26 protein-coding genes and 7 tRNA genes are annotated in these 23825 nt (G+C 35.6%); 26 read left to right on the top strand and 7 right to left on the bottom strand.

Features of this window, described 5'->3' with window-relative positions; translation table 11 throughout:
- Positions 1 to 15: 15 nt before the first annotated feature.
- Positions 16 to 1371, bottom strand: a complete 1356-nt coding sequence (gatB, locus tag IJE13_RS05860; RefSeq protein ID WP_292778195.1) for an Asp-tRNA(Asn)/Glu-tRNA(Gln) amidotransferase subunit GatB — start codon at positions 1369 to 1371, stop codon at positions 16 to 18.
- A 283-nt stretch (positions 1372 to 1654) separates the two neighbouring features.
- Entirely contained in the window at positions 1655 to 2650 is a 996-nt protein-coding gene (locus tag IJE13_RS05855; protein WP_292778193.1) for a radical SAM protein, read from the bottom strand.
- A gap of 246 nt (positions 2651 to 2896) precedes the next feature.
- On the opposite strand from IJE13_RS05855, the gene IJE13_RS05850 reads away from it, so the two are divergent.
- The 9 genes from IJE13_RS05850 (at position 2897) to IJE13_RS05810 (ending at position 5187) form a co-directional block, all read left to right on the top strand.
- Positions 2897 to 2969: transfer RNA gene (locus tag IJE13_RS05850), tRNA-Asn, on the top strand.
- A 5-nt stretch (positions 2970 to 2974) separates the two neighbouring features.
- Positions 2975 to 3048 (top strand) — tRNA-Ile (locus IJE13_RS05845).
- Positions 3049 to 3081: 33 nt separating this feature from the next.
- A tRNA-Glu gene (locus IJE13_RS05840) sits at positions 3082 to 3156 on the top strand.
- Positions 3157 to 3202: 46 nt separating this feature from the next.
- Positions 3203 to 3285 (top strand) — tRNA-Leu (locus tag IJE13_RS05835).
- A gap of 42 nt (positions 3286 to 3327) precedes the next feature.
- A tRNA-His gene (locus IJE13_RS05830) sits at positions 3328 to 3403 on the top strand.
- Positions 3404 to 3587: 184 nt separating this feature from the next.
- Complete coding sequence (gene hjc / locus IJE13_RS05825; RefSeq protein ID WP_292778191.1) at positions 3588 to 3995, top strand: Holliday junction resolvase Hjc; 408 nt, start codon at positions 3588 to 3590, stop codon at positions 3993 to 3995.
- A 116-nt stretch (positions 3996 to 4111) separates the two neighbouring features.
- A tRNA-Cys gene (locus IJE13_RS05820) sits at positions 4112 to 4183 on the top strand.
- 38 nt (positions 4184 to 4221) lie between these two features.
- Positions 4222 to 4377 (top strand) — tRNA-Trp (locus IJE13_RS05815).
- 201 nt (positions 4378 to 4578) lie between these two features.
- Positions 4579 to 5187, top strand: coding sequence for an MBL fold metallo-hydrolase (locus IJE13_RS05810; protein ID WP_292778276.1), 609 nt, complete (start codon positions 4579 to 4581; stop codon positions 5185 to 5187).
- Positions 5188 to 5282: 95 nt separating this feature from the next.
- Here the strand turns inward: IJE13_RS05810 and IJE13_RS05805 are convergent, their stop codons facing one another.
- Together IJE13_RS05805 and IJE13_RS05800 are read right to left on the bottom strand one after the other, a co-directional pair.
- Positions 5283 to 5957, bottom strand: a complete 675-nt coding sequence (locus IJE13_RS05805; RefSeq protein WP_292778189.1) for a TrkA family potassium uptake protein — start codon at positions 5955 to 5957, stop codon at positions 5283 to 5285.
- A gap of 244 nt (positions 5958 to 6201) precedes the next feature.
- Complete coding sequence (locus IJE13_RS05800; RefSeq protein ID WP_292778187.1) at positions 6202 to 7677, bottom strand: TrkH family potassium uptake protein; 1476 nt, start codon at positions 7675 to 7677, stop codon at positions 6202 to 6204.
- Between the two features lie 202 nt (positions 7678 to 7879).
- On the opposite strand from IJE13_RS05800, the gene IJE13_RS05795 reads away from it, so the two are divergent.
- Positions 7880 to 9124 (top strand): UPF0104 family protein, encoded by a 1245-nt coding sequence (locus tag IJE13_RS05795; protein ID WP_292778185.1) that lies wholly within the window; start codon positions 7880 to 7882, stop codon positions 9122 to 9124.
- Between the two features lie 77 nt (positions 9125 to 9201).
- Here the strand turns inward: IJE13_RS05795 and IJE13_RS05790 are convergent, their stop codons facing one another.
- Positions 9202 to 9591 carry a hypothetical protein gene (locus IJE13_RS05790; protein WP_292778183.1) on the bottom strand — a complete coding sequence of 130 codons (390 nt, stop codon included), beginning with the start codon at positions 9589 to 9591 and terminating at the stop codon, positions 9202 to 9204.
- A 235-nt stretch (positions 9592 to 9826) separates the two neighbouring features.
- On the opposite strand from IJE13_RS05790, the gene fhcD reads away from it, so the two are divergent.
- Entirely contained in the window at positions 9827 to 10720 is an 894-nt protein-coding gene (gene fhcD, locus IJE13_RS05785; RefSeq protein ID WP_292778181.1) for a formylmethanofuran--tetrahydromethanopterin N-formyltransferase, read from the top strand.
- Positions 10721 to 10898: 178 nt separating this feature from the next.
- The gene (locus IJE13_RS05780) at positions 10899 to 11471 is read left to right on the top strand and encodes a transglutaminase family protein (RefSeq protein WP_292778179.1); all 573 of its coding nucleotides are present in this window, start codon (positions 10899 to 10901) and stop codon (positions 11469 to 11471) included.
- Positions 11472 to 11523: 52 nt separating this feature from the next.
- On the opposite strand, the gene IJE13_RS05775 is transcribed toward IJE13_RS05780, so the two are convergent.
- Entirely contained in the window at positions 11524 to 12654 is a 1131-nt protein-coding gene (locus tag IJE13_RS05775) for an NAD-binding protein (RefSeq protein ID WP_292778177.1), read from the bottom strand.
- A gap of 171 nt (positions 12655 to 12825) precedes the next feature.
- Here IJE13_RS05775 and IJE13_RS05770 point away from each other — a divergent pair, with 171 nt between their 5' ends.
- Both IJE13_RS05770 and sfsA read left to right on the top strand, forming a co-directional pair.
- On the top strand, positions 12826 to 14397 hold the full coding sequence (locus IJE13_RS05770) for an NAD(P)H-hydrate dehydratase (protein ID WP_292778175.1): 1572 nt from the start codon (positions 12826 to 12828) through the stop codon (positions 14395 to 14397).
- Positions 14398 to 14431: 34 nt separating this feature from the next.
- A complete protein-coding gene (gene sfsA / locus IJE13_RS05765) occupies positions 14432 to 15148 on the top strand; it encodes a DNA/RNA nuclease SfsA (RefSeq protein WP_292778173.1) in 717 nt (238 codons plus the stop codon).
- A 450-nt stretch (positions 15149 to 15598) separates the two neighbouring features.
- On the opposite strand, the gene IJE13_RS05760 is transcribed toward sfsA, so the two are convergent.
- Entirely contained in the window at positions 15599 to 16774 is a 1176-nt protein-coding gene (locus tag IJE13_RS05760; RefSeq protein ID WP_292778171.1) for an argininosuccinate synthase, read from the bottom strand.
- 265 nt (positions 16775 to 17039) lie between these two features.
- Here IJE13_RS05760 and IJE13_RS05755 point away from each other — a divergent pair, with 265 nt between their 5' ends.
- From IJE13_RS05755 to IJE13_RS05700, 12 genes are all read left to right on the top strand, one after another.
- On the top strand, positions 17040 to 17789 hold the full coding sequence (locus IJE13_RS05755; RefSeq protein ID WP_292778169.1) for a succinylglutamate desuccinylase/aspartoacylase family protein: 750 nt from the start codon (positions 17040 to 17042) through the stop codon (positions 17787 to 17789).
- 162 nt (positions 17790 to 17951) lie between these two features.
- Positions 17952 to 18719, top strand: coding sequence for a metal-dependent hydrolase (locus IJE13_RS05750; protein ID WP_292778167.1), 768 nt, complete (start codon positions 17952 to 17954; stop codon positions 18717 to 18719).
- Positions 18720 to 19137: 418 nt separating this feature from the next.
- Positions 19138 to 19452, top strand: a complete 315-nt coding sequence (locus IJE13_RS05745; protein ID WP_292778165.1) for a Na+/H+ antiporter subunit E — start codon at positions 19138 to 19140, stop codon at positions 19450 to 19452.
- A 135-nt stretch (positions 19453 to 19587) separates the two neighbouring features.
- On the top strand, positions 19588 to 19836 hold the full coding sequence (locus tag IJE13_RS05740) for a monovalent cation/H+ antiporter complex subunit F (protein WP_292778163.1): 249 nt from the start codon (positions 19588 to 19590) through the stop codon (positions 19834 to 19836).
- Entirely contained in the window at positions 19837 to 20301 is a 465-nt protein-coding gene (locus tag IJE13_RS05735) for a cation:proton antiporter (RefSeq protein WP_292778161.1), read from the top strand. It begins immediately after the preceding gene.
- On the top strand, positions 20285 to 20527 hold the full coding sequence (locus tag IJE13_RS05730) for a DUF4040 domain-containing protein (protein ID WP_292778159.1): 243 nt from the start codon (positions 20285 to 20287) through the stop codon (positions 20525 to 20527). The genes IJE13_RS05735 and IJE13_RS05730 overlap by 17 nt, the downstream gene beginning before the upstream one ends.
- A 2-nt stretch (positions 20528 to 20529) precedes the next feature.
- Positions 20530 to 20895 carry a cation:proton antiporter subunit C gene (locus tag IJE13_RS05725; RefSeq protein ID WP_292778157.1) on the top strand — a complete coding sequence of 122 codons (366 nt, stop codon included), beginning with the start codon at positions 20530 to 20532 and terminating at the stop codon, positions 20893 to 20895.
- A complete protein-coding gene (gene ehbF, locus IJE13_RS05720; protein ID WP_292778155.1) occupies positions 20892 to 22373 on the top strand; it encodes an energy conserving hydrogenase EhbF in 1482 nt (493 codons plus the stop codon). The genes IJE13_RS05725 and ehbF overlap by 4 nt, the downstream gene beginning before the upstream one ends.
- Complete coding sequence (locus IJE13_RS05715) at positions 22373 to 22708, top strand: energy-converting hydrogenase B subunit G EhbG (RefSeq protein ID WP_292778152.1); 336 nt, start codon at positions 22373 to 22375, stop codon at positions 22706 to 22708. Before ehbF ends, IJE13_RS05715 begins: the two co-directional genes overlap by 1 nt.
- A complete protein-coding gene (locus IJE13_RS05710) occupies positions 22701 to 23018 on the top strand; it encodes an EhbH (RefSeq protein WP_292778150.1) in 318 nt (105 codons plus the stop codon). The genes IJE13_RS05715 and IJE13_RS05710 overlap by 8 nt, the downstream gene beginning before the upstream one ends.
- Positions 23015 to 23527 carry an MnhB domain-containing protein gene (locus tag IJE13_RS05705; RefSeq protein WP_292778148.1) on the top strand — a complete coding sequence of 171 codons (513 nt, stop codon included), beginning with the start codon at positions 23015 to 23017 and terminating at the stop codon, positions 23525 to 23527. The genes IJE13_RS05710 and IJE13_RS05705 overlap by 4 nt, the downstream gene beginning before the upstream one ends.
- The gene (locus tag IJE13_RS05700; protein ID WP_292778146.1) at positions 23524 to 23799 is read left to right on the top strand and encodes a hypothetical protein; all 276 of its coding nucleotides are present in this window, start codon (positions 23524 to 23526) and stop codon (positions 23797 to 23799) included. The genes IJE13_RS05705 and IJE13_RS05700 overlap by 4 nt, the downstream gene beginning before the upstream one ends.
- Positions 23800 to 23825 lie beyond the last annotated feature (26 nt).

The following is a 23825-nucleotide window of genomic DNA, read 5'->3' as shown; positions in this document are numbered from 1 at the left end:
ATTGAATTAATTCAATTATTCTTCAAGCAATTCTTTCAATATCTTAACAGTTTCTCTTGGGTCTGCCTTTCCTTTGGTCAGTCTCATAACTTGACCCATCAGGAAGTTCAATGCACCTTTCTCACCGTTGTGGTAATCGTCAACAGCCTTAGGGTTTTCTTCAACTGCCTGTTTTGCTGCAGCTTGAACTTCATCATCTTTTACAACACCAATCAATCCCATCTCTTCAGCTATTTGCTTTGGAGTCTGTTTGCTGTTTGGCATTTGCTCGATGATTCTTTGACCTGCCTTAGTGGTGATCTCCTTGTTTAAGAGCATGTTCAAGAATTCAATCAAGTCATCAGCTACGATTCCACTATCTGCAAAGTCAAGCTTATTGTATGTGAGTACCCTTTTGAGTTCGTCTCTCATCCATTTTGCTGCGAATTTAGGGTCAACTTCCTTAGCAACCTCTTCGTAGCATTGAGCCAAATCAAGTTCGGATGTAAGCACTTTTGCAGATTCCTCATCGATTCCGTACTCTGCCATGAACCTTTTCACCTTGTTGTGAGGTGCTTCAGGCATGACGTCAAGAACCTTGTTGATCTGTTCGTCGCTGATTTTCATTGGTGGAAGGTCAGGGTCTGGGATGAATCTGTAGTCATCTGCATTTTCCTTGTCCCTCATTGAAACGGTAATCATTTGTGATTCAAGGAAAGCTCTGGTTTCCTGTTTTACTTCACGGCCTCTTTTCAAGAGATTCTTTTGTCTTATCACTTCAAAGTTCAATGCCTTGTATGCACCTTTGATGGAGTTGATGTTCTTCATTTCCACTCTGTTTCCACCATTGATGGAAACGTTTACATCCGCTCTCATGGTACCTTCTCCACGGGCTCCTCCACTGTATTCCAATACTCTGATGAGCTCTTTCAGGAAGTTACGTGCCTCTTCAGGAGAGTGCATGTCAGGCTCGGTAACAATCTCGATAAGTGGGATTCCAGAACGGTTGAAGTCTACAATACCTCTGTCAGGTTTGAATTGTCCAGGATCCTCTTCCATGTGAATCTCTCTGATTCTAACGCCATTCAATTCCCCTTCATAGCCTATTGGCACAGAGGTTTTCTGATATCCGCAAGGCAAGTCAGGATAGTCATAGTGTTTTCTCATGAAATAAGTGAAGTTCTTGTCAATCTTACAGTTAAGCATCAATGAAATCATTAAAGCGTTTTCAATTGCCTTTTCATTTGTTGGAAATGGCTTTGCACCTGGCTGGTTCAAGCATACTGGGCAAACGTTTGTGTTTGCAGGTGCTTCCTGATAGTTTGTTGGACAGTTACAGAATAATTTTGAGTCAGTTTCAAGCTGTACATGTATCTCAAGTCCACACATCATATTTACGTCTATATCAATCCCTCCAAGGATTTTTAAATATTATATTTTTTTATTAAATTATTTTTTAGTCAAATAATTTATTTTAATTAAATAAGAATAAGTAGTTAATAGCTGTTAATTGGAAAGTTATGTTAATTAACTATAAATTCATATTATGTTAGTTTATGTATATTTATATTTATAAAGATTTTCTTTATAATATATATTATTAATAAAATAAGTTGTTATGAAGGAGTTTTTAATAGGGTTTTTCTATTTGTTTAAGGGATTCTTGTACTTCTTATTATTTGTATTTGTTTTTTAAGGAATCCTTAATGTATCTTTTAATGTATGGGTCCAGTTCCGGGCTGACTTCACTTTTCTCGCTTCCTAATTTGCTTTTGTCTGTGAAGGTTCCCTTAAGTGTTCTGCCAGTCCATTTGACTTCCTCTTCAACCCTTTTGCCGTATTTGGTACCGAACATCTTGAAGAGCGGGAATTTGGTGATTCCATTTGCTCCGCTTAAAATGAGTATTCCTATATTTGCCAGATTGTCGGTCCATGTTCCGCAGATTATTTCAAGATCTGGGAATTCAAGTCTTATTGTTGAGACCACCTTGGCATAATACATTGATGCAGGCTGGGAACTGTTTACGTATTCGGTTTCAGGGTGAGGATTCAGGGAATAGAAGATCACCCTATCGATTTTATGATCTCTGATGTAGTCCTTCAAGTATTCCACATCTTCGAAAGTTTCTCCAAGACCAAGTATGATTGTGATTGCTTTTTTGAATCCCAAATCTCCAGCCTTATCCAGCATCTCGCTGATTTGGTCCAATGGCTTGCTTGGACAGACTGTCTTTTGAAACTCAGGATTTGCAGCTTCCACAGCTCCGGTGATTCCCTTGATTTCAGAGCCGTATTCCTCAAGTTCAGAAGTGATTCCTGTATTGAGCCAAACCCCATCTCCGGTTATGGATTGTATGTTTTCAGCTATTGATTTGATCTCCTGTGTAGTGAAGGATTTGTATCCTCCTGAAAGGAATTCTATATTCCATCCGAGTCTGCTGCACATTTCGGCTTCTGCCAATATGTTGTTCACTCTGCGCTTTGCCTTTGTGGGATCTTTGATCTTGTTCTTTTGAGTGCTCATATAGCAGAATTTGCAATCTCCCTTATCGCACCACCATGATAAGAAAACAGCTCTTTCAAGACTTATTTCTGTATATCCCTTTTTCAAGCTGAGGGCATTGGCCTTTGTGACCAGTTCAAGTGTTTCAATGCTGTCTATATTATTCATGGTTTCGCCTTTTGTCTTTCTTTTTCATTGATTTTTGAGAAGATTTGCTCTATTCTCATCTTCTTTCTTTATTAATTTATATTATATTCTTATATATTAAATTTTGTAGAGCAGGAGGCAAATGATGATTTGTTTTTCAAACTTTTTTTATAGAAACATTTATATAGTATGTTATTCAACATATTATTACTGTATTTTTGCAGTGTTAATTTTTATAAAACTTGATTTGCAAGCATGGGTTATTATGCCGTCGTAGCTCAGTAGGTAGAGCGTTCGGCTGTTAACCGATTGGTCACAGGTTCGAGCCCTGTCGACGGCGCTTCTGGGCCCATAGCTTAGCCAGGTAGAGCGCTCGGCTCATAACCGGGATGTCATGGGTTCGAATCCCATTGGGCCCATTGCATATTCTAGTTTTATCATAGGTATTATTTGCTCCGATGGTGTAGTCCGGCCAATCATTTCGGCCTTTCGAGCCGAAGACTCGGGTTCGAATCCCGGTCGGAGCATTTTTTATATTTGAAGATTTTTTGGGGATCTCCTTCCCTCTCATTAGCGGGGGTGTCCGAGCGGCCAAAGGAGACAGGCTTAGGACCTGTTGATGCAGATCTACCAGGGTTCGAATCCCTGCCCCCGCATAATCTTTATTTTCATTTTTTATTCTATTATGGTATTCATATGCCGGGGTAGGGTAGGCGGTCATCCTACGGGACTGTGGATCCTGTGACTCGGGTTCAAATCTCGGCCCCGGCCCCATTTTTAAACTTTTTTTATCATTTTTATCATTTCTATGAGTCTATTTTTTCATTTTATTTTCAGTTTTTTTCATTTTATTTAGAAAATTTTAGAAATATTACTTTTCAAATGCTCTAACTGCTTTTATTTATATATAAAAAAATAAACTAAATATTAATTAGGTTACATTTAAGTGGGTTTTAATATGGCTAAAAAAGGTTCAGCTGAAGAAAGGGATTTGGTTCACAAATTATGGGATAGAAATTTTGCTGCTATGAGAGCTCCAGCATCTGGAGGAGCCACTAAAAAACCATTGCCTGATGTCATTGCAGGAAATGGCAAGATTTACTTGGCTATTGAAGTGAAGACTACTACTAAAGACAAGATTTATATTGATTCTCCTCAAATTGATGCTTTAGTGGAGTTTTCAGAGACTTTTGGTGCAAACCCATATCTTGGTGTCAAATTCAAATACACAAAATGGTTCTTTTTATCTCCAGACTTAATCGAGAAAACCAGAAATGGAAATTATAAGGTGGAGAAGGATTATTGTTTGGAAAAGGCATATGAGATTGATGAGATCTGTGGCTTTGACAAGCAAATGAAATTTTAATTTTAATTTTTATGATTATTCTTTTTGTCAAAATTGGACAATATTTTACTATTTTTTTTATTTTATCAATAAGTTTATATATTATTAAAACATAATTTATAGTACTGTATTATTATGCCAAGATAGCTTAGAGGCGAAGCGGTTGGCTGCAGACCAATTACACGGGAGTTCAAATCTCTCTCTTGGCTTTAGGTTAACATATCTGATATGTTAATCTATTAAGTATGGGGTTATGGTGTAACCTGGCATCATCTGGGACTCCAGTTGTCTTTGAAGAAATACGCGTAGTCTGATAATCAGTATAGATTGGTTATGTGATGACCAATTGGAGTACTGAGGCATGAGAAATCCTAGGATCGGGGTTCAAATCCCTGTGACCCCATTTTTACTTAATTACTATTTTTATCGATTTTTATCAATTTTACTTATTTTATAGTTTATTTTAGGTAAATTTATTTACTATTTTTTAAAAAATTAAATATGATAAGAAAAATGATTATTTTTTAATTATTTTCAATTTTTTAAAGTTAATTTTAGTGATATTATGGAAAAAATCAAAAATGTCTATTGTATAGAAGGACTTATGGCGGATTCCAATTCTTATCTAATCGATGATTCAAATGGGGATGATGATTACAATTACATATTGGTTGATACCGGAACAGGACAATCCAATGCAACATTATTCTCACAAATAAGGGAAATAGGAATTGAGCCAGAGGATATAGATCTTATTGTAAACACTCATTGCCATTTTGACCATGTTGGTGGTAATGACTTCTTTCCGAATGCAAAGATAGCCATTCATAAGATAGATGCTGTAGCATTGAGAGACCCTGACAGTGAATTGACCGTTTCCTCCTTGTTCGGTTCAATTGTCAGAAAGCATGATGTTGACATAGAACTTGAAGAGGGGGAAAGAATAGCTGATTTTGAAATCATTTCAACTCCTGGGCATACCTCTGGAGGAATATCCTTGTATGATGGTGAGATTCTCATTTGTGGTGATACAATCTTTGCAAATGGCGGTGTAGGTCGTATGGATATTGGTGGAAATCCAAATGACATGAAGGCATCATTGATGCGCTTGAAGGAATTGGATGTTGAATATCTGCTTCCAGGTCATGGCCCTTGGGTAAATAATGGAAATCAGCATATCAAAATGTCTTGCATGATGATGGGAATAAGATAAACTTAGTTTTCCCATTCTTTTTTTATTGAAAAACAAATTAGTTTTAATAATTACGAATGAATTATTGATTTATAAAAAAATATTAGGAGTGGGATTTAAAATCCGAATAATCCTCCTGCACCCATAAATTTCTTTTCTGCTTTTTCAAAGGCGTTTCTTTTTACAAGAATGGAAATCTTGTCACCATTGCTTAAGATGTCATCCGGTTGAGGAATTTCCAATTCGTGGTTGCCTTTGTTTCTGGATATGATGATATAATCCTTAGTTGGTGAGAATTCGGAAACTTTCTTTCCAAATACCTTTGGATTTTGAATTGTCATATCCAATATCTCTGCATTACCCGCACCAAATGCCATCAAGTCAGCTACATTCGGTCTTGTAATGACTTTCTCAAGGAATCCTGCAGCAGTTCTTTCAGGGCTGATTACCTTGTCGATTCCGACTTTCTTGAATGCTTCTTCGTGGTCAGGATTGCTTACCCTTGCAATGATCTTTCCATCTGTATACTCTTTCACTAAAATGCAAGAAAGTAAGTTTGATTCATCGTTACCTGTAGTTGCCACAAAAACATCAGCTTCCTCAATATTCGCTTCTTCCAAGGTTTTTGTATCTGTTCCGTTACCGCAGATAACCATTGCATCCAATTCTTCTGAAGCATTATCACATAAGTCTTCATTGCTTTCAATTATTGTTACATCATAACCATGAATAATTAAACGGTCTGCAAGGGAAAGCCCTACACGACCTCCGCCCATAATCACAATATACATAACAATCACCTAATAATCTTTTATAAATATGATAACTCATTAATTTTTTAATAGTCTTTAAAAAATTTATAAAATTAATATCTTAATTTATACTTATAAATCTTTCTAAATCTTAGTTTTAATTTATAAGAACAATATAAAAATAGCATTTTTTCGTGGCGATTTTAGGGGGCATTCCCTATTTATGGGAACAAGAATTAAAATAGATTTTTTTTGGGCTGTTTAAAGTTCATAATAAATTATCTCATTCATTATGCCCATTTCTCATTGAATTTTTAATTCTTCTAGGACTAATCAGTCCTCCAATTGTTCTGAATACCACTAAGACAGGAATGATTTCCAATCTGCCAATCCACATCAGGAAGATCAATGTCAGTTTTACAGGAAGAGGCAATCCTCCGAAGACTATTCCAGTGCTTAATCCATTATTGCTTATAAGGGATACAACGTCAAAGAGTGCTGTAAACGGATCATATCCGTACAATGTCATAACCAGCCATCCGAAGACTAAAAACATGAAGAAGATGACCATATATCCAGAAGCCTCTTTAATTTCTCTTTCATTAATCTTCTTCCCACCAATCCTTGTGCTAACAACTCTTCCTTCAGGTGAGACCAAGTTAGTTACAGTCAGATTCATTCCTTTAAGGACTGTAATGACCCTAATGAGTTTCATACCACCTACTGTGGACCCTGAAGAACCTCCAATAACCATCAAGACCATTAGAATGATAAGGGAGGAGCTTTTCCATGTGGCAAGTTCGTGGGCAGGCACAACATTCGCACCGGTAGTTGTAATTGCAGATATGACTGTGAATATCTCTTCAATAGGCACCATCTTGTTTGTCACTAAAATGATCGCACTTGCTAGGATAATTAGGGAAATCATCAATTGGAATTGAACATCCTTTAAAAGTGCCTTTCCTTTTGTTTTTGCAATCCTATAGTGGATTGTAAAGCTGGTTGCACCTACAATCATCAGGAACATGCTGATGATGTATACCAAGTCATTCTGATAGAAACCCACATTTGCATTTTTAATGGACATTCCTCCAGTGGAAATGCTGGTGAATGTGAGGTTTATGGAATCAAAGATAGGAAGTCCCGCCAGAATGAAAAGAAATATTCCCAGTGCAGTATAAATCAGGTAGATTTCCAAAGCTTTCCTTAAGGTGTTTGCAATGTTCGGCTTGATCTTTTCTTCTCTAGCTTCTGATTTGTATAATCTGGCCGCTGCAGTACCTGACCTGATTAAAATTCCGATGAATATGATTACAATTCCTAATCCACCTATCCATTGTTCCAAGCTTCTTAAGAATAGGATGGATTTAGGCAAGATTTCAACATTTACAAAAAAAGTCATTCCACTTCCTGTCCATGCGGACATGTTTTCAAAAAGGGCATCGACAAAGTGGATATCTAATGAAAGGGCCATGATTGAAGCTCCGATAAGTGAAGCCCATAGCCATGCAAAGGATGATATCAGCATTCCATGCTTTAGCCTAAGCTTGTTATAGCCTTTAAATTTGTTAGTGAAATAGGTTCCTATAACAAATGAAGTAAAGCAGGGAATTAAAAAAGCGCTCACTTTAATATACTCTCCATACACCAATGCAACTAAGATCGGAGCTAACAATACAACTCCTAACCCTTGCATTATGTACCCTAAGTAATGGAGCACAACGAATAAATCTGCTTTAGTGATATATTTCCTTTTCATACAAATATTGATTATATCCTTTATGTATTTAAATATTATTATAGTTTAGTTTTTATATGTACAAACCATATTAAAAAAAATATATAATTTTATATAAAAGATTTATTAAATATTCTATTAATAAAGTTAATTTTTTCAAGGATTTGAAAATTTTTTTAAGTCATATGGGAATTATTCCAAATAGCAAACAGCAGTTGATAAAATGAGAGGCAAGAAAGTTATTGTATTCCTAATAGTCGGTTTGATAATAATGGCCGTAATGCTATACTTCATTGGTATAGATGATGTCATAAGGGCTTTAGAAATGTCAAACCTATGGTTTGTCTTATTGGCTGTTTGCTGTCAATTCTTCACTTATTTTCTGTTCACTTGGAGATGGAACATCATCAACAAGACCGCGGATATGGATTTGGGAATAAGAAAATCCCTTCCTATGGTATTGGTTAGCTTAGCTGTAAACAACATCACTCCAAGTGGCCGTGGCGGAGGAGAGCCTGTAAGAGCCTATCTTTTGGCAAAAGAGGGCAATTTTAAGTTTGAAGACACCTTTGCAACTGTCATTGCAGACAGGGCTTTGGATACTTTCCCATTCGTCATACTTTCCATTCTGACAATCATTGGAATGATATTCACCTTTTCGTTGGATATCGCATGGATTATCCTGTTGGTTCTCTGTGTTGGCGGAATCACCGCTTTGGTTATCCTATTGCTCTATGTGTGCATCAACCAATCCTTTGGTGTAAAGATCACATCATGGGTCATAAGGATAACCCGCAGATTCTATAAGAAATTCAATGAGGATACTGAAAAGAGGATTGTTGAGGCGGTCATAACTTTCCAATCCAGAATGAATGCATTGATGAGGGATAAGACCATTATCTATTATGCCTTGCCATTGTCCTTCCTCATTTGGATATTTGAAATCTTAAGGGTATATGTGGTCTTTTTAGCGTTTGGGGCAGATGTCTCTCCAATTCTCATTGGTGAAGTGTTCATCATAGCATCACTTGTCGGTATGGTCCCTCTTCTTCCAGGAGGTCTTGGTGCTGTAGACGGCATTATGATTCTGTTCTATGCTGCAGCAGGAATCACACCTTCAATCAGTGCGGCAGCTACTGTTGTGGAAAGATTGATTTCATTTTGGATGACAACTTCAATCGGATTGCTTTGCCTTTCAATGTTTGGAACTTCCGTATTGGACAGATCATTTGAAATGGCTGAAAATGAGAATGAAGGTGATGATGAGCTTTCTGAAGAAGGACAAAAGGTCTTGGAACAGATAGATGAGGATTCCACAGATGATTCTTTGGATAGTGAAACCGAAGATCCAATTTCTGAAGCTAAGGATGAGATGGAAGATGAAGAGGTTCTGGAAGCTGAAGCTGTTCTTGAAGTTGTAACTGAAGAAGAAAAAGAAGTCTTGGAAGAAACAGTTCAAAACCAGTAAACTAATTTTTATAAAAAGAGTATTAAGAGCTATTGAATAGCTCTATTTTTCTATTTTAAATTTTATCTATTTTTTAATTATTTGGCCACTACAGTAACATTTCTTTCATATACGCAGCCTTGATATTTTCCATCACCGGCATAAGTGAAATCACCATAGTAATTATCTTCAGGGGCATCGGAGAGATACTCCGCTTTTTCTATCACAAATTCGCCGTTTTCATCCGTCTGCGTATCCACCAATGTTCCAAATTGATATCCTGGCTTATGATATGTGATTGTTTTATTTGGAACTCCCTGTCCATATGAATCCATCAATGCTCCCTTGAAGGATTCTCCCTCTGTAACTTCAGTTGCATTGATTATCATGAATGTAGTCACATCATTGTTGAATTGGAACCAGAATACCCCAATGCAGATTGCAAATGCAATCAGCAGGAATAAAAAATAATAGCTTTCCCTTTCCATTTTAGACACCTTAAATTGTATATTTAATATTATATTAGTAAAATATTTTTAATAAATTTAACTTTTTAGAACCTTCATTAATTTTTTATTTTACAATTAAATAGGAAACTTTATTTTAATGAATTAATATATAATTAATTATTAGTATAAATTAGATAACTTTAATTTTTTTAAATTAAATCTCGAGATTTTAATTTATTCTAATTCAATATTTAAATATTTAAATGGTGAAAAAATGGAAATTAACGGTGTAGAAATTAAAGATACTTTCGCAGAAGGTTTCGGAATTAAAGTAACTAGAATCTTAGTAACTGCAGCAACTCCAAGACTTGCAAAAATCGCAGCAACTGAAGCAACTGGTTACGGAACTTCTGTAATCGGATGTCCTGCTGAAGCAGGTATTGACTGTTTTGTACCAGCTGAATGTACTCCTGACGGAAGACCTGGTTACGCAATCATGATCTGTCAAGGTGGTAAAAAAGCACTCGACCACGAATTAATGGAAAGAATCGGTATGTGTGTTTTAACCGCTCCTACTGCAGCTGCATTCAACTTACTTGAATCTGAAGAAACCTTAAAAACCGGTAACAAACTCAAATTCTTCGGTGACGGTTACGAAAAAGAATGCTGCATTGACGGCAGAAAAGTACACTCCATTCCAATCATGTCCGGTGACTTCATTGTAGAATCCGAATTCGGTTACAAAGATGGTGTAGCTGGAGGAAACTTCTTCATCTTAGCTAGAGACGTAATGGCTGGAGTTAAAGCTGCTCAATTAGCTGTAAAAGCAATTTCCCACGTACCTGGTACCATCACTCCATTCCCTGGTGGTATGGTTGCTTCCGGTTCCAAAGTAGGATCCAACAAATATTCCAAATTCTTAAACGCATCCACTAACGAAAAAATGTGTGTAACCTTAAAAGACCAAGTCGACTCTGACATCAGACCAGATGCTGATGGTGTATTTGAAATCGTTATTGATGGTGTAGATGAAGAATCTGTAAAAGCAGCTATGAAAGCAGGTATTATGGCAGCTTGTACCGTTGACGGAGTACTTGAAATCAGTGCAGGTAACTTTGACGGTAAATTAGGTAGTTACATCATGAAATTACACGAATTATTTGAATAATTCTGTAATTTATTAAAATTTAATTTAATTAGTACATTAGCTTAAGATGGTGTATTAATGTTTTGAGATAATTCTATTATCTCAACTCTTTTTTCTTTTTTTATTATATTTATTTATCATTTTTTAACAAATTTTTTGAAATTAGATTTACAATTTATTGGGTGGAGGAATAATCTTAATGAAGGAATATTTAGCGGAGACAAAAAGCATTGATTATATGAACCCACATATCCAAGAAAAGGTTCAGGAATTAAAAGATCAATCATATGATGATGAAGATTATATTAAAAGAGCTTATATCTTTGTCAGAGATGAAATTCCACACTCATGGGATATACAAACAAATATAGTTTCAAGGACAGCCAGTGATGCATTAATAAATGAGACAGGGATATGCTGGACAAAATCATGTCTTCTTGCAGCACTTCTTAGGGCAAATGGAATTCCATCAGGAATCAGTTATCAGTTGCTTACAATAGCTGAAGATGATAGTTTAGGTCATATTGTCCATGCCTTAAATACTGTGTATATTAAAGATTCAAATAAGTGGATTAGGCTTGATGCTCGTGGAAATGTTGGAAAGGAGGAGGATGATTTTAGTTTAGAAAAAGATTACTTGGCCTTTTCACCTAGAAGCGAATTTGGAGAAATTGATTTTCACGATAACAATCCTGATTTGGATGAAAGACTAGTTAATAAACTTGAGGAAACTGAGAATCTAATGGAAATGAATATAGATTTTGAGTTTTAATTATTTTTCAGTTTTTTTAATATTATGCTATTTTTAATAAAAAAGTTAGAGTTTACTCTTTAAATTGTTTAGTAAACTCATTTATTTCCTTAAAGTCTAAATTAATGCCTAAAAGGTTTCCTTCTTTTTTTAGTTCTTCAATGGCCATGTCCACATGAGTCTTATCCGGTCCGGATATCCAATGGGAATGGACTCCATTCACTGAATTGTACATGACATCCAAGGATTCCTTAACCTCTGGATTGTTCTTGACCATATCAATGAAATGGTCCTTTTCCTCTTCATCCAAGACTCCAATGGTTCTGGTAACAGGGGTTCTGATTCCTGGGAAATGGTATTCTATATTTTCCAAATGGCAATTGTGCTTTTTAAGTATTTCAAATTCCCTTTCAAGGAAATCGATTCCATGATTTTGAGTGATATGAACCAAGTTAGGTTGTACGGCAGCAAAGTATATGTCGTTTCCTCCACTCACTTCAGGGGAAATAACCTTGTTTGCACCGGCATTCTTCAATCTTTTGATGCTTTCCTTTTTGCTTGCCCTTGATATGATCCAAGCGTCTTCATAGAGTTCCCTTGTTGTAAGGACTATGAACAGATTGTCAACATCGCTTCCGGTTGTCACTATCACTCCCAATGACTTGTCAATATTGAGCTTTTTAAGGGTTTTGTCTTCTGTTGCATTTGCATGAAGTGCAATGACATTGTCATCTTCTTCGATGTCTTCCAATTTTTCATCATTCTTCTCAATTATGATTACTTTCTGGTTTCTTTTCATCAGTTCTTCATAGACTGCGGTACCTACTCTTCCAAAACCGCATAAAATATAATGGTTTTCCATTTCAGCCAATCTTTTTTCCATATGTCTTCCACTCCTGATGTCGTGTAGGTTTTCTTCAAATGAATTAATAATAATGGTAAATATATATGCAAGCAATCCTAGACCTGTTAGGGCTAAACTAGTAGAAAATAATTTTTGAAGTGGAGTAACTGGTATTATATCTCCATATCCTACAGTTGCCACTGTTATGACTGTATAATAAATTGAGTTATTTATGTTAAGGCCCATGATGAAATAAGATCCTAAAATCCCATAGGCAAAAATTATGATAATAGCGAGGATTCCACGCATTCCTGCCTTATTTTTTCTCAAATCTTCAATAATTTTTCTTATTTCACTCATTATGATTCTCCATTAATTCTTAAACTTTTCTTATTTTTCAAGTATTAAGATTTTTATTAATATTATTAATTTTCTTTATTGTATATTTAATTATTAGTAAGTTTATATATTATATTATTTATGATATTTTTTTTAAATCTTCAAAAATAATTCAGCATTAAAGGTGAAATAATGGATCCAATAGATATGATGACAACAGACTATAATTGTGAATATTTAGGGCTTTCTCGATTGTGCTTGATGGAGAATGCAGGCAAATCATTGTCAGATGAGGTGGCAACCCTTTCAACTTTCAAGTTTTCAAAGCCAGTGAAGGTTATCATTTTCACAGGTTCTGGTGGAAATGGTGGAGACGGGTTTGTCGCAGCAAGGCATTTATTGAACAGAGGCTTTGAAGTCGAAGTGTATTGTTTAAATTCCTTAGATGAGATAAAGTCTGAGGATGCATTCACAAACCTTGAAATACTCATGAATATGGAACCGAGAGTTTCACGATTGTCTGTTGATTTCATTAAGGATTCTTCAGATTTGGACAAGCTTGATTTTGATTCCAATAGTGAGTATATAGTACTTGATTGTCTTCTTGGAACTGGAATCAAGGGAAAGCTCAGAACAAAGGTTAGAAAAACAGTGGAGATCATCAATGAAATAAACGGCATAAAGATAGCAGTGGATGCCCCTTCAGGTTTGGATCCATTAACTGGAGAGATATCAGACATTGCTGTAAATGCTGACTATACCGTAAGCTTTCATAAGATCAAGACCGGTGTCAAATTGGCAGGTGAGGAAAAGACCGGCGGAGTCATCACCTGTGATATTGGAATTCCTATAGAAGCTGAATTGTTTGTTGAAGGTGGCGATTTGCTTAGACTGAAGAACAGGGCCAATGATTCCCATAAGGGAAACAATGGCAAGGTCCTGATTGTAGGGGGAAGCAAGGATTATTATGGTGCCCCTGCAATTTCAGCTAAGGCAGCCATTGCAACAGGTGTTGACTTGACTTATATCTACACTCCAAGGAATGCGGCAATTCCTATAAAATCATTCTCTGAAGATTTCATTGTAACTGAAGCAAAAGGAGATTATCTTTCCCTTGAGGACTTGGATGATATTTTGGAACTTGCTTCAAAGGTGGATGCTGTTCTATTAGGTCCAGGTTCAAGTCAAATGGAAGAGACTGGAAAGCTATTCAATGTATTGGCAATGAAAATAGACAAGCCATTGGTTTTGGATGCAGATGCATTGAAATTGGTTGATATTTCTTTAGTCTCTAAAAAAGAGGATTTGATTATCACACCTCATTTGTCAGAGTTCAGGTCTTTCTTTAAGGATATTCCAAGTGAGGATTTGGATAAGCTTGAAAAGATAGTTAAATTAAGCAATAAGGATAATCTCGACTTTAGAAAAGTCAATGACAAGATTGATGGTTTGCACAAGATTACTAAAAACATTAACGGTTCAGTCATATTGAAAGGCAAATATGATTTTATCTTCAATGGAAACAGATTGAAGATCAATAGGACAGGAAATCCTGGAATGACTGTTGGCGGAACAGGAGATGCATTGGCGGGAATTTGTCTCAGCTTATTGTCCCAAGGATTGAATAGCTTTGATGCGGCATTGCTTGCCCCTTATCTAAATGGAAAGGCTGGAGATTTGGCCTATGAGGCACAGGGATACGGCTTTGGAGCTCAGGATCTGACTCAGTATTTAGGTGCAGTGATGAGTGATTTGATTGAATAATTCATATTCTTTTTTATTTTTTAGAGTGATTTAATTGACTGATTTGGTTAAAGCCATTTTTAGAAAAAGGGCCAATCGATTTATTGTGGAAGCAGAGCTTGATGGGGAAATTGTCAGGGCACACTTGCCGAATACAGGCAGATGCAAGGAGCTTTTGGTTGATGGTGCAACAGTTTATCTAAAGCCAAGTGACAATCCCAATAGAAAAACCAAATACTCTCTCTATTTGGTTGAAAACAATGGCGCTCTTGTTGCAATGTTTTCACAGCAAGCGAATAGTATTGTCTTTGATGCCATTAAAGAGGGAAAGATTAAGGAACTTTTAGGCTATTCCATTTTAGAATCTGAAAAGACAATTGGAAATTCAAGGATTGATATTTATTTGGCAAATGAAGACAGTTCAAATGATGGTTCAAAAGTCATTGATGAAACATATGTTGAAGTAAAGTCAGTCACCCTAATCAAGGATGGAGTTGCACAGTTTCCGGATGCCCCTACAGAAAGAGGCAGAAAGCATTTGGAAGAGCTTATTTCACTTAAAAAAGAAGGAATTAGGGCAGTTGTATTTTTCCTGATTGAACATCCAAACGGAAATAGCTTCAGGCCTAATTGGGAAAATGATCCCAAGTTTTCACAGACTCTAAACAAGGCATATGCCGAAGGTGTGGAAATTCTTGTCTATAAGACAGAAAATACCTTGGAAAGCATTGAATTAGTTGGAAATTCATTGGATTTTAGTTTGGAAAAATAGTTTATTTTCAATATCATAATCTACAGACTTTTTTTTAAAATAATACGATATTGGAATGTTTTAATGCTCTATAAAAATAGCTTATTTTGCTTTAAATTTAAAAATAACGAAAAATAGTTTAAAAAAAGGCGAGAATAATATGCAAAGGTTTAATTTTTAAAAAAAACATATGTAAAGGGGGTGATATGTAATTGAGTACATATTATTCTCTTTTTATAATATATCGTTTCCCATTTATAAAGTTTTTGATTAAAAATATGATTTACATACTTTTGAAAAATTTTATTAAAGAATTATCATGCTTTTTTTAATTTTTCTCAAATTTTTTAGACAATTGGCCAATTTTATTAATTTTTCATATTATAAAAATAGCAAATTTTTTAATTTTTTTTAAAATTAGTTAAATTTAAACTTAAAATCAAATAAAAAAAGAAAAAATAGATAAAAGAATTATCTATTTAATTTTTGATAGTTTGCAGCTTGAAGACCGTGGTATTTGATCATGCCTTCAACTTCTCTTTGGTCGGTTTCCTTGTCTTCAAAGGTGATCTGTTCAATGCTGTGTAAGCTGAAAGGTGACTTTCTGCTTATAGGTTGCATGGAACCTTTGAAGAGTTTCATCACGACTTCTCCGCTGACTCTTCTTTGCATATGGTCGATAGCCTGATCGATGTCCTCTCTTAAAGGCTCTTGCCATAATGCTTCGTAAACCATGTCAGCGTATAATGTGCTCATGTATTCTGCAAATCTCAATTCATCTACAGTCAAGACCAATGGTTCCAATGCTCTGTGAGCAGCGATTAAGAGTTTAGCACCTGGAACTTCATAGATTTCTCTGCTCTTAAGACCGATCATTCTGTTTTCGATGATGTCCACTCTACCGACACCGTTTTCACCGGCAATCTCATTTGCCTTGCGGATCAAGTCTACAAGTCCCATCATTTCTCCATCGATAGCTACAGGAACTCCTTCCTCAAATTCAATGCTTACTTTGGTAGGGGTGTCCTTAGCGTCTTCTGCAGATTTAGTCCATTCATAGATGTCTTCAGGAGGCTCATTTGCAGGGTCTTCAAGAACGTCACCTTCAATAGCTCTTCCCCAAAGGTTTTCATCAATACTGTAAATCTTATCATATGCCAAATTAAGTCCATGTTCCTTCACATAAGCCACTTCTTCAGTTCTTGTCAGGTTCTTTTCTCTGATTGGGGCAATGATATCAAAGTCAGACATGGATCTGATGATGGCTTCAAATCTGAATTGGTCATTTCCTTTTCCTGTACATCCGTGTGCGATTGCAGTTGCACCTTCCTTTTCAGCGATTTCAATGATTTTCATTGCAATCAAAGGTCTTGCAAGTGCAGTGCTTAATGGGTATCCTTCATATTCTGCATTTGCCTTGATTCCTCTTGCAATGTATTCGTTTGCAAATTCATCCTTTGCGTCAATGATGTAATGTTTTCCTGTGTTGATCTTGTCTGCAGAATCTTGAGATTTCTTTAAATCTTCAGGGGGTTGGCCAACATCAACACATGCGGTAATTACTTCGTAATTATATTCCTCTTCCAATAATTTAACGCATACAGTGGTGTCTAATCCTCCACTGAATGCAAGAACGACTTTTTCCATATTATCACTTTTATTATTTAATAAATTTAGTAAATTTAATTTTGTTAAATTTTTTGTTGATTGATATTATAATTTAAGTTTAAATTATAAATTAAGTTTTGTATTTTATTATATATAGTTTTTAAGTTTAAAAAGAATTTATTAAATTTATATTTTATTGTATATGGTTTTTAAGTTTAAAAAGAATCAATTAAATAAAATAAGATATAAAAATTATTATTGTATATTTTTTATATTTTCAAAACTATTTCTTAAAGGCGATTTGATGGATGACTTGAATAGAAACAATTTGGAATTGGAGATCGTTTCCCATGAAAGCGGAGGATTCATTTCTGCAAATAGGAATATTTTCAATAATATTCCTTTATCAGACAATTCCAGATTCATTTTAAATCAGGCCATTAAGGGAACTCCCATGATAAAGATTGGAGAGGGATATCCGAATGTCATGCTTGTTGCTGGAGTTCATGGAAACGAATTGGCTCCTCAGATTGCCGCTTATAATTTGATTGAGAAAATTGCTGGTTTGGATTTGCAAGGCACTGTTTATATCATTCCTTCAGCTTCTCCAAAAAGCACTATGGACAATTCAAGATATTTTGATGGGATTGACTTGAACAGATCCACTCATCTGCCTAATACAATAACAAATAACATTCTAAAGAAAGCCAAGGAATTGGGTATTTCTGCAATCGGTGATTTCCATTCATCTGCACCTAATTCAAATCCAGGTAAGGAAGGGGTATTCTGCACTCAAAAGCCATGTACAGCAAGCTTTTACATTGCCGATTACATTTCCAAGAAAGTTGGCTCTGAAAAGATCATTTATCCTATGGCGGGGATTCCTTTTAAGGGAGCTCTTGAGGATGAATCCAATTTGGCGCAGATTCCAGCTGTAACATGTGAGGTATTGTCAGCCATTGGATATTCAAATGAAAAGATTTGCAAAAGATCTTACCTGCAGATGAAAGCCTTTTTAGAATATTTTGGCATAATTGAGAAAACTTATGATTAAATGATTTAAAAATATTCTCTACTTTTTTTAAAATAGTAAACTATTTCCAATTTTAAATCATTCTTTTCTAAATAGTAAACTATTCCTTAAATTATTACTTCTCAAATGCTCTCATTTAGTTTATATTGACTTAAAATCAAATATTTATTTGAACATACTTATTTGGAGTGTTTTAGAGTATGTCAATCAATAGGATGTGTTAGTATTTCCTCTTATAAGGGCCATACCATATTTGCATTTGTTCTTTCTCTATTAATGTTTTATAATCCTTTGGCTATTGCATTAGCGGTAATCTCAGCGAATATTCCTGACTTTGACCATGAATTCAAAAGAAATCATGTTCTCACAATCATTGCTCTAGGGGCGTTGATTTCAATCTTTCTGTATTTTCTGGGATTGCCTTATTATTTAGGCCTGGTGATTATATTGCTTGGAGCCATATTCTTGGTCTCAAGCCATAGAGGATTTACCCATTCTATTTTAGGTGCATTTCTAATAAGTCTTATTTTATCACTTTTCCTCTTTTTTGGAATGGGTCTGTCTTCCTATGATCTGGACTTCAATAACTCAAGAAACCTGATGATTCTGTTGATATTGATTATTGCTTTAGCATTGCTCTTCTTGAATAAGAAACTCTCTCCAGTATTCTTGGTAGCTATTGCAATATTGGTTGTCTCTGTAAATATGGGCTTTATTCCTCCTTTAAAGATCAATTTGACATTGCTTGCATTCTCAATATTCTTTGGATTGTGCAGCCATATAATCCTGGACTCCTTCACCCATTCTGGAGTCAAGGCATTCAGTCCATTTAGGGACAAGGAATACCATAAGAAATTAGGTGTTTTATTGTTCTTGATTTTGATGGTGATGTTTGTATTTTTGTTTCCTAATAAACTCCTCTTTTACCTTAATTTTTTAACTGGTCTTTAAGGAATTTTCTTAATACGGACTTAAGGATTTTCAATTAATTTTTTAATAAATTTTTTTTATTGAAATCTTTAGAATTTTTTCTAATTTTTTAATATTTTTCAATAACTTAGTATTACTATCTGTTTTTATCACCAAATTTTCATGAAAAATATAAAAAGATTTATAATAAATAATCATGATAAATAATAGTGTTTATAATATATTAAAAAAATTAATTTTTTTACTATCATTATATATAATTTATATGGTGCTTTTATTGCATATTTTTTTTCATGTGGAATTTGTCATGAAAGTGTCATGAATATTTATGATAATTTATCATGATTTGTTATGATTGGTTAAAAAATTTTAACTGTTTTTTGCAAATTTTTGACTTATTGTAAATATTTTTAATTTAAAACATTATGGGGTTATTTTAATGTTTTTAAGTAGAATTTATTATGCGATTGCTTATTTGGTGGTTCTTATTTTGGAAATTATCAAATCCACAATAGATATGGCCTTAAGAGTCTTTAAGAGTGATGGCTTTGACCCTATTGTAATCGATATTGATACTGATTTGAAAAGACCGATTTCTCAAACAATCTTAGCAAACAGTATCACCTTGACTCCAGGAACCTTGTCTGTAGACTTGGACAGCGAAAATCAAGTTCTTAAAGTTGCAGTCATTGCTCCAAGAGACGTTAAGGACATCATTCCCTTTGAACCTTATATCAAGGGAATGCTGGAATAATTTCTAAAATTTTCATTTAATTTGTCGATACGGCTTTAAATGAATGAATAAGCGATTTAATTTATGAAATTTTGTAATGTTTATTAATCTGATTTAATTTATTAATCATAGAATGTGATGATAATGGATATTTTATTGATTTGTGAGTGTTTCTTAATAATTGCATTGATTGCATTTTCAATTGCAAGCTTGAGGATTATTACATATAAATCCATATCTATGGGACTTATAGGTACTTCTTCATTCACTTTGGCACTTACTTTGCTACTTATTACAGTCGGTACAATATATAATATCGGATTTTTCAAGGATATTGCTCTGGCATTGCTCCTATTGGGAATTGTTGGAACAATAGCCTATGCAGCAGTTATGAGGAGGGCATAGATGATGTTTGGAATTGACCCGGGTTTAATAAATCTCATTCAATCAGTCTTGCTTGTCATTTCTGCGCTTCTGATATTGGTTGCAGTAGTAGGTGTCTTAAGGATTGATAGAAACTTAGACAATGTAGTCTATGCCAGAATCCATATTTTAGGGATTGTTGATGTTGCAGGAATAATCGCATTCATTGCATTGGGCCAACCCTTGTTTGCCCTTATCTATTTATTCCTAGCTCCACTCTTGGCTCATGCATTGGCTAATGCTTATTTCCATAGTGAAGATGATCTTAATAATCCAGTACTTAATCCAAACCTTTTGGAGGAGGAGATTTTGGAAGAAAATGAGGACGTTCCAGAAGCTCCTGTCGAAGATGATGAGGATCTTGAAGAGGCTCCTGTCGAAGAGGAATTGGATTCAAGTGTTGATGAAGATTTAGATGAGAAAAGTGGGGATGATGGCAATGATTGAATATATAGTTATTTTTGTTGCAGTTGTAAGCGCTATTATCGCACTTTTACAAAATGACTTGCTTAAGGCAGCAATCTTGACAGGTATTTCCGGATTCTGTGTGGCATTTCTCTTCCAGATTTTGCTTGCTCCGGATGTGGCATTGACCCAAGCTATTGTGGAAGGGGCAATCGTACCTGTATTTATCGCACTGGCTGTCTTAAAGACCAGAAGGGAGGAGGCATAGTTATGATGGATCTTCAATTGGCGTCCTTGTTCGCTTCTGGCGCATTTATAATTATCGGACTATTTGCAGCAATATTCATAGATAATCTGATTAAAAAAATTATCGGTATTGCTTTCATTGAGGAAGGGGTTAACCTTTTCCTGATTTGCCTAGGATACAAGGCAGGAGGCGTTGTTCCTATCTTCCTGCCAGGCATGACTGCAGACTGGTTTGCAGCGAATGCGGCTTATCCTTTGCCTCAAGCATTAGTTCTTACAAGCATTGTAATTGGTGCAAGTACTTTAGCAGTGATGTTGGCTTTGGCTATGGTTCTTTACAGAAAGCATGGAACCTTAAGCGTATCTGAGATAATGGGGGATGAAAAATGAATTATCTGATTCCATTGATGGTTGTCATTCCAATATTGGCTGCTTTGATCGTTAACATATTTGGTGGAAAGGACAAGACCGTAAAGGCCATTTCACTTGTTGTGGCCATTGCAATTCCTATAATTGCAGTTATTGCAGCTGTCGGTGTCCAATTCTTCGGAGGACACGACCCAACACTATTGGCCAATTCACTTCCAGCAAATCTTGCAGGCACTCTTGCAGCAAGCTACAATACTGGTATTGTTTATGTATTTGAAAATATTGAAAGGATATTCATATTCCTTATGGGAATCGTTGCATTCCTTGCAGTGCTTACTTACTTCTCTGAGAAGAAGGAAGTCTCCGGACCTTACCTATACCTTATTTTTATGGGTATAGCATCTGTAACCGCATTGATGCTTTCCAACGATATTTTCAATATGTATGTGTTCTTTGAAATTACAGCCTTGACCCAAGTGGGTATTATCATAGCATCAAGCACTGAGGACAATTATGAAATTGCCTTGAAATACCTGATTTTAGGTGCAATCGGCGGACCAATGCTCTTGTTGGGAATTGCATTCATACTCGGAACAATCGGTTCTGTAAACATAAATGACATTATATATGCAATTAGCAACAATTTCGTAAACCCATATTCTCCAAGCCTGGTGATCGGTTTTGCATTGATCTTGTTTGGATGGCTATACTCAGCAGGATTGCCTCCATTCCACACAATCAAATCAGCGGTTTACTCAAAGGCAAGACCTAACGGATCTGCAATATTGCAAGGATTTTCAGTATTGTGCATGCTCGCATTCGGACTTGCAATGTATAAGATATTTGCTTATATCCCTTACTTCAATACAGCCATAATCGTATTTGCCATTCTTGCGATGGTTTTAAGTGTGGCAATGTCTGCAATGGAGGTAGACTTTAGAAGAATGATAGCATTCCTGGCTGTAGGGGAACTTGGTTTCATTGCCTTAGGTTTCGGTATAGGCACACAATACTCAATTGCAGCGGCATTGTTCCAGGCAGCGAATGAGATTGTGATCACTGCATTGCTGTTCATTGGATTCGGTACTGTATATTACCTTACAAAAACCTCTGACACCAGAAAGTTAGGAGGATTGATTGGAGTGGATTCCACAATGGCAATAATGGTATTGCTTGGAGGATTTGCTTTGGCAGGTGTTCCACCGTTCAACGGTTTCCAAAGTAAGCTGATGCTTGTGCAGGCTGCCTTGGATGCAGGATACACAGAGTTGGCCATACTTGCAATCATTGTAAGTGTAGTTATATTCTTCACCTTTGTAAAGGCATTCCATACTGTATACTTGCAGCCAAAACCAAAGGACTTGAAATTTGCTCATGATAAGATTCCAAAGGCTACCGTATTTTCTGTAGCCATTCTATTGATTATTTGTTTGGCATTGGGTATTTTCCCAAATATAGTAACTGATGTATTCATTCCATTTGCAGGAGGATTGATCTGATGGGTTTATACAGTAAATTCTTAGTTTCAATGAAAGAACTTAAGTCTAATTTATCCAAAGACCCTACAACCATGAATAACGTTTCAGGAGCAATAGCTGCCGAATTCCTGGTGTTCGTTTCATTGATACTTGCGGCATTATTCCTAAGGCACGTTAGTCTGGTTGCTTCAATTGTTGTAGTGCTTTTGGTAGCTATATTATTCTTTACAAACATGCCTCTTGCAGGAAAGATAAAATCCGAACAGTCAGATTCCTTGGAAAAGATGACATTCTATGTCATCATAACTCTTGGAATTCTCATTGCAGTAATTTATTGGGGGTTAAAGTATGTCTGATAAAATTACTAGTGTAAGGTCTTTAATAATGGGCTTGGCCACATTGATCTTTGCGGCAAGTCTCTTCGATGCGATTTATGGATTCAAAAGCTTGATTCAGCCTGGAATAAGCTTGGTCTACAATGCAATCGGAACCCAGCTTGCTCCGAACATGGTTACATTGGTTGTATTCGATTGGAGAGGCTTTGATACATTGGGAGAATCTTTGATTCTAGTCACTGCAGTCCTTGTTGTATTGCTTGTCTTTGGAAAAGGAAAGATTTTAGACAAGAACATAAATGCAGATATTGATGAAGGAGATGATGAATGATGGTGGAAGGTAAAAAATCTCCAAACTGGAACAAGGATGAGAGCAGCCCTATATTGAAGATTATGACTCTTCCAATAGCCATTATCATGATTGCTTTGGGAATCATGACCATTTTAGGAGGGCATATAACTCCTGGTGGAGGTTTCCAAGGTGGAGCCATGATTGCAGGGGCAATCATATTCTGTGTCATAGTCTACGGTGTTGATGGCAGTCCAATCAAATTGTCTCACAAATTCATTTCCACTTTGGAATCTGTTGGAGCATTGGCTTATGTATTGCTCGGTTTGGCAGGACTTGCATTGACCGGTTCATTCCTCTATAATGTAGGTGGAAATCTTTATGGACTGGTTCCTCAAGCCATTGCAGCAATATTCTCATATCCTGATGTGACCCATGCGGGAATTGTTCCTTATTTGAATATAGCAGTGGGATTAAAGGTATTTGTTGGTTTAAGTGCAGTCGTGATTGCATTTTCACAGTTTAAAAAATTAGCGGAGGAAGAGGAATGAGTATCGCTAATATTGTAATCGGACCAATTCTAATTGCCTTGATCTTTGGATTTATAGTAGGCACAAGACTCCATTTAAGTGAGGAAAATAGTTTTAAATTTACTTTAGGCGCAATTGTTGCTCTTATTGTAGGCGGATTTATAATGTCTTATGATATTGGTCAATTTGCCACTTATCAGGACTTGCCGATAGCTACTGTATTTTTAGCCACTATTTTCGGTGTTTTAATTGGTAGTGCATTGTTAGGAGGACGAGCGAAAGGGGACCATTAGATTTTGGTCTTACTTATTATAAGGAG

The sequence above is a fragment of the Methanobrevibacter sp. genome, assembly GCF_017410345.1.
Lineage (GTDB): Archaea > Methanobacteriota > Methanobacteria > Methanobacteriales > Methanobacteriaceae > Methanobrevibacter.
This window is presented reverse-complemented; position numbering and strand designations above follow the sequence as displayed.

What these genes read in the sequence shown, in the direction of transcription:
- gatB (WP_292778195.1), bottom strand. Translation starts at nt 1,371, where the DNA reads ATGATGTGTGGACTTGAGATACATGTACAGCTTGAAACTGACTCAAAA.
- IJE13_RS05855 (WP_292778193.1), bottom strand. Translation starts at nt 2,650, where the DNA reads ATGAATAATATAGACAGCATTGAAACACTTGAACTGGTCACAAAGGCC.
- hjc (WP_292778191.1), top strand. Translation starts at nt 3,588, where the DNA reads ATGGCTAAAAAAGGTTCAGCTGAAGAAAGGGATTTGGTTCACAAATTA.
- IJE13_RS05810 (WP_292778276.1), top strand. Translation starts at nt 4,579, where the DNA reads ATGGCGGATTCCAATTCTTATCTAATCGATGATTCAAATGGGGATGAT.
- IJE13_RS05805 (WP_292778189.1), bottom strand. Translation starts at nt 5,957, where the DNA reads ATGTATATTGTGATTATGGGCGGAGGTCGTGTAGGGCTTTCCCTTGCA.
- IJE13_RS05800 (WP_292778187.1), bottom strand. Translation starts at nt 7,677, where the DNA reads ATGAAAAGGAAATATATCACTAAAGCAGATTTATTCGTTGTGCTCCAT.
- IJE13_RS05795 (WP_292778185.1), top strand. Translation starts at nt 7,880, where the DNA reads ATGAGAGGCAAGAAAGTTATTGTATTCCTAATAGTCGGTTTGATAATA.
- IJE13_RS05790 (WP_292778183.1), bottom strand. Translation starts at nt 9,591, where the DNA reads ATGGAAAGGGAAAGCTATTATTTTTTATTCCTGCTGATTGCATTTGCA.
- fhcD (WP_292778181.1), top strand. Translation starts at nt 9,827, where the DNA reads ATGGAAATTAACGGTGTAGAAATTAAAGATACTTTCGCAGAAGGTTTC.
- IJE13_RS05780 (WP_292778179.1), top strand. Translation starts at nt 10,899, where the DNA reads ATGAAGGAATATTTAGCGGAGACAAAAAGCATTGATTATATGAACCCA.
- IJE13_RS05775 (WP_292778177.1), bottom strand. Translation starts at nt 12,654, where the DNA reads ATGAGTGAAATAAGAAAAATTATTGAAGATTTGAGAAAAAATAAGGCA.
- IJE13_RS05770 (WP_292778175.1), top strand. Translation starts at nt 12,826, where the DNA reads ATGGATCCAATAGATATGATGACAACAGACTATAATTGTGAATATTTA.
- IJE13_RS05760 (WP_292778171.1), bottom strand. Translation starts at nt 16,774, where the DNA reads ATGGAAAAAGTCGTTCTTGCATTCAGTGGAGGATTAGACACCACTGTA.
- IJE13_RS05755 (WP_292778169.1), top strand. Translation starts at nt 17,040, where the DNA reads ATGGATGACTTGAATAGAAACAATTTGGAATTGGAGATCGTTTCCCAT.
- IJE13_RS05745 (WP_292778165.1), top strand. Translation starts at nt 19,138, where the DNA reads ATGTTTTTAAGTAGAATTTATTATGCGATTGCTTATTTGGTGGTTCTT.
- IJE13_RS05735 (WP_292778161.1), top strand. Translation starts at nt 19,837, where the DNA reads ATGATGTTTGGAATTGACCCGGGTTTAATAAATCTCATTCAATCAGTC.
- IJE13_RS05730 (WP_292778159.1), top strand. Translation starts at nt 20,285, where the DNA reads ATGATGGCAATGATTGAATATATAGTTATTTTTGTTGCAGTTGTAAGC.
- IJE13_RS05725 (WP_292778157.1), top strand. Translation starts at nt 20,530, where the DNA reads ATGATGGATCTTCAATTGGCGTCCTTGTTCGCTTCTGGCGCATTTATA.
- ehbF (WP_292778155.1), top strand. Translation starts at nt 20,892, where the DNA reads ATGAATTATCTGATTCCATTGATGGTTGTCATTCCAATATTGGCTGCT.
- IJE13_RS05715 (WP_292778152.1), top strand. Translation starts at nt 22,373, where the DNA reads ATGGGTTTATACAGTAAATTCTTAGTTTCAATGAAAGAACTTAAGTCT.
- IJE13_RS05710 (WP_292778150.1), top strand. Translation starts at nt 22,701, where the DNA reads ATGTCTGATAAAATTACTAGTGTAAGGTCTTTAATAATGGGCTTGGCC.
- IJE13_RS05705 (WP_292778148.1), top strand. Translation starts at nt 23,015, where the DNA reads ATGATGGTGGAAGGTAAAAAATCTCCAAACTGGAACAAGGATGAGAGC.
- IJE13_RS05700 (WP_292778146.1), top strand. Translation starts at nt 23,524, where the DNA reads ATGAGTATCGCTAATATTGTAATCGGACCAATTCTAATTGCCTTGATC.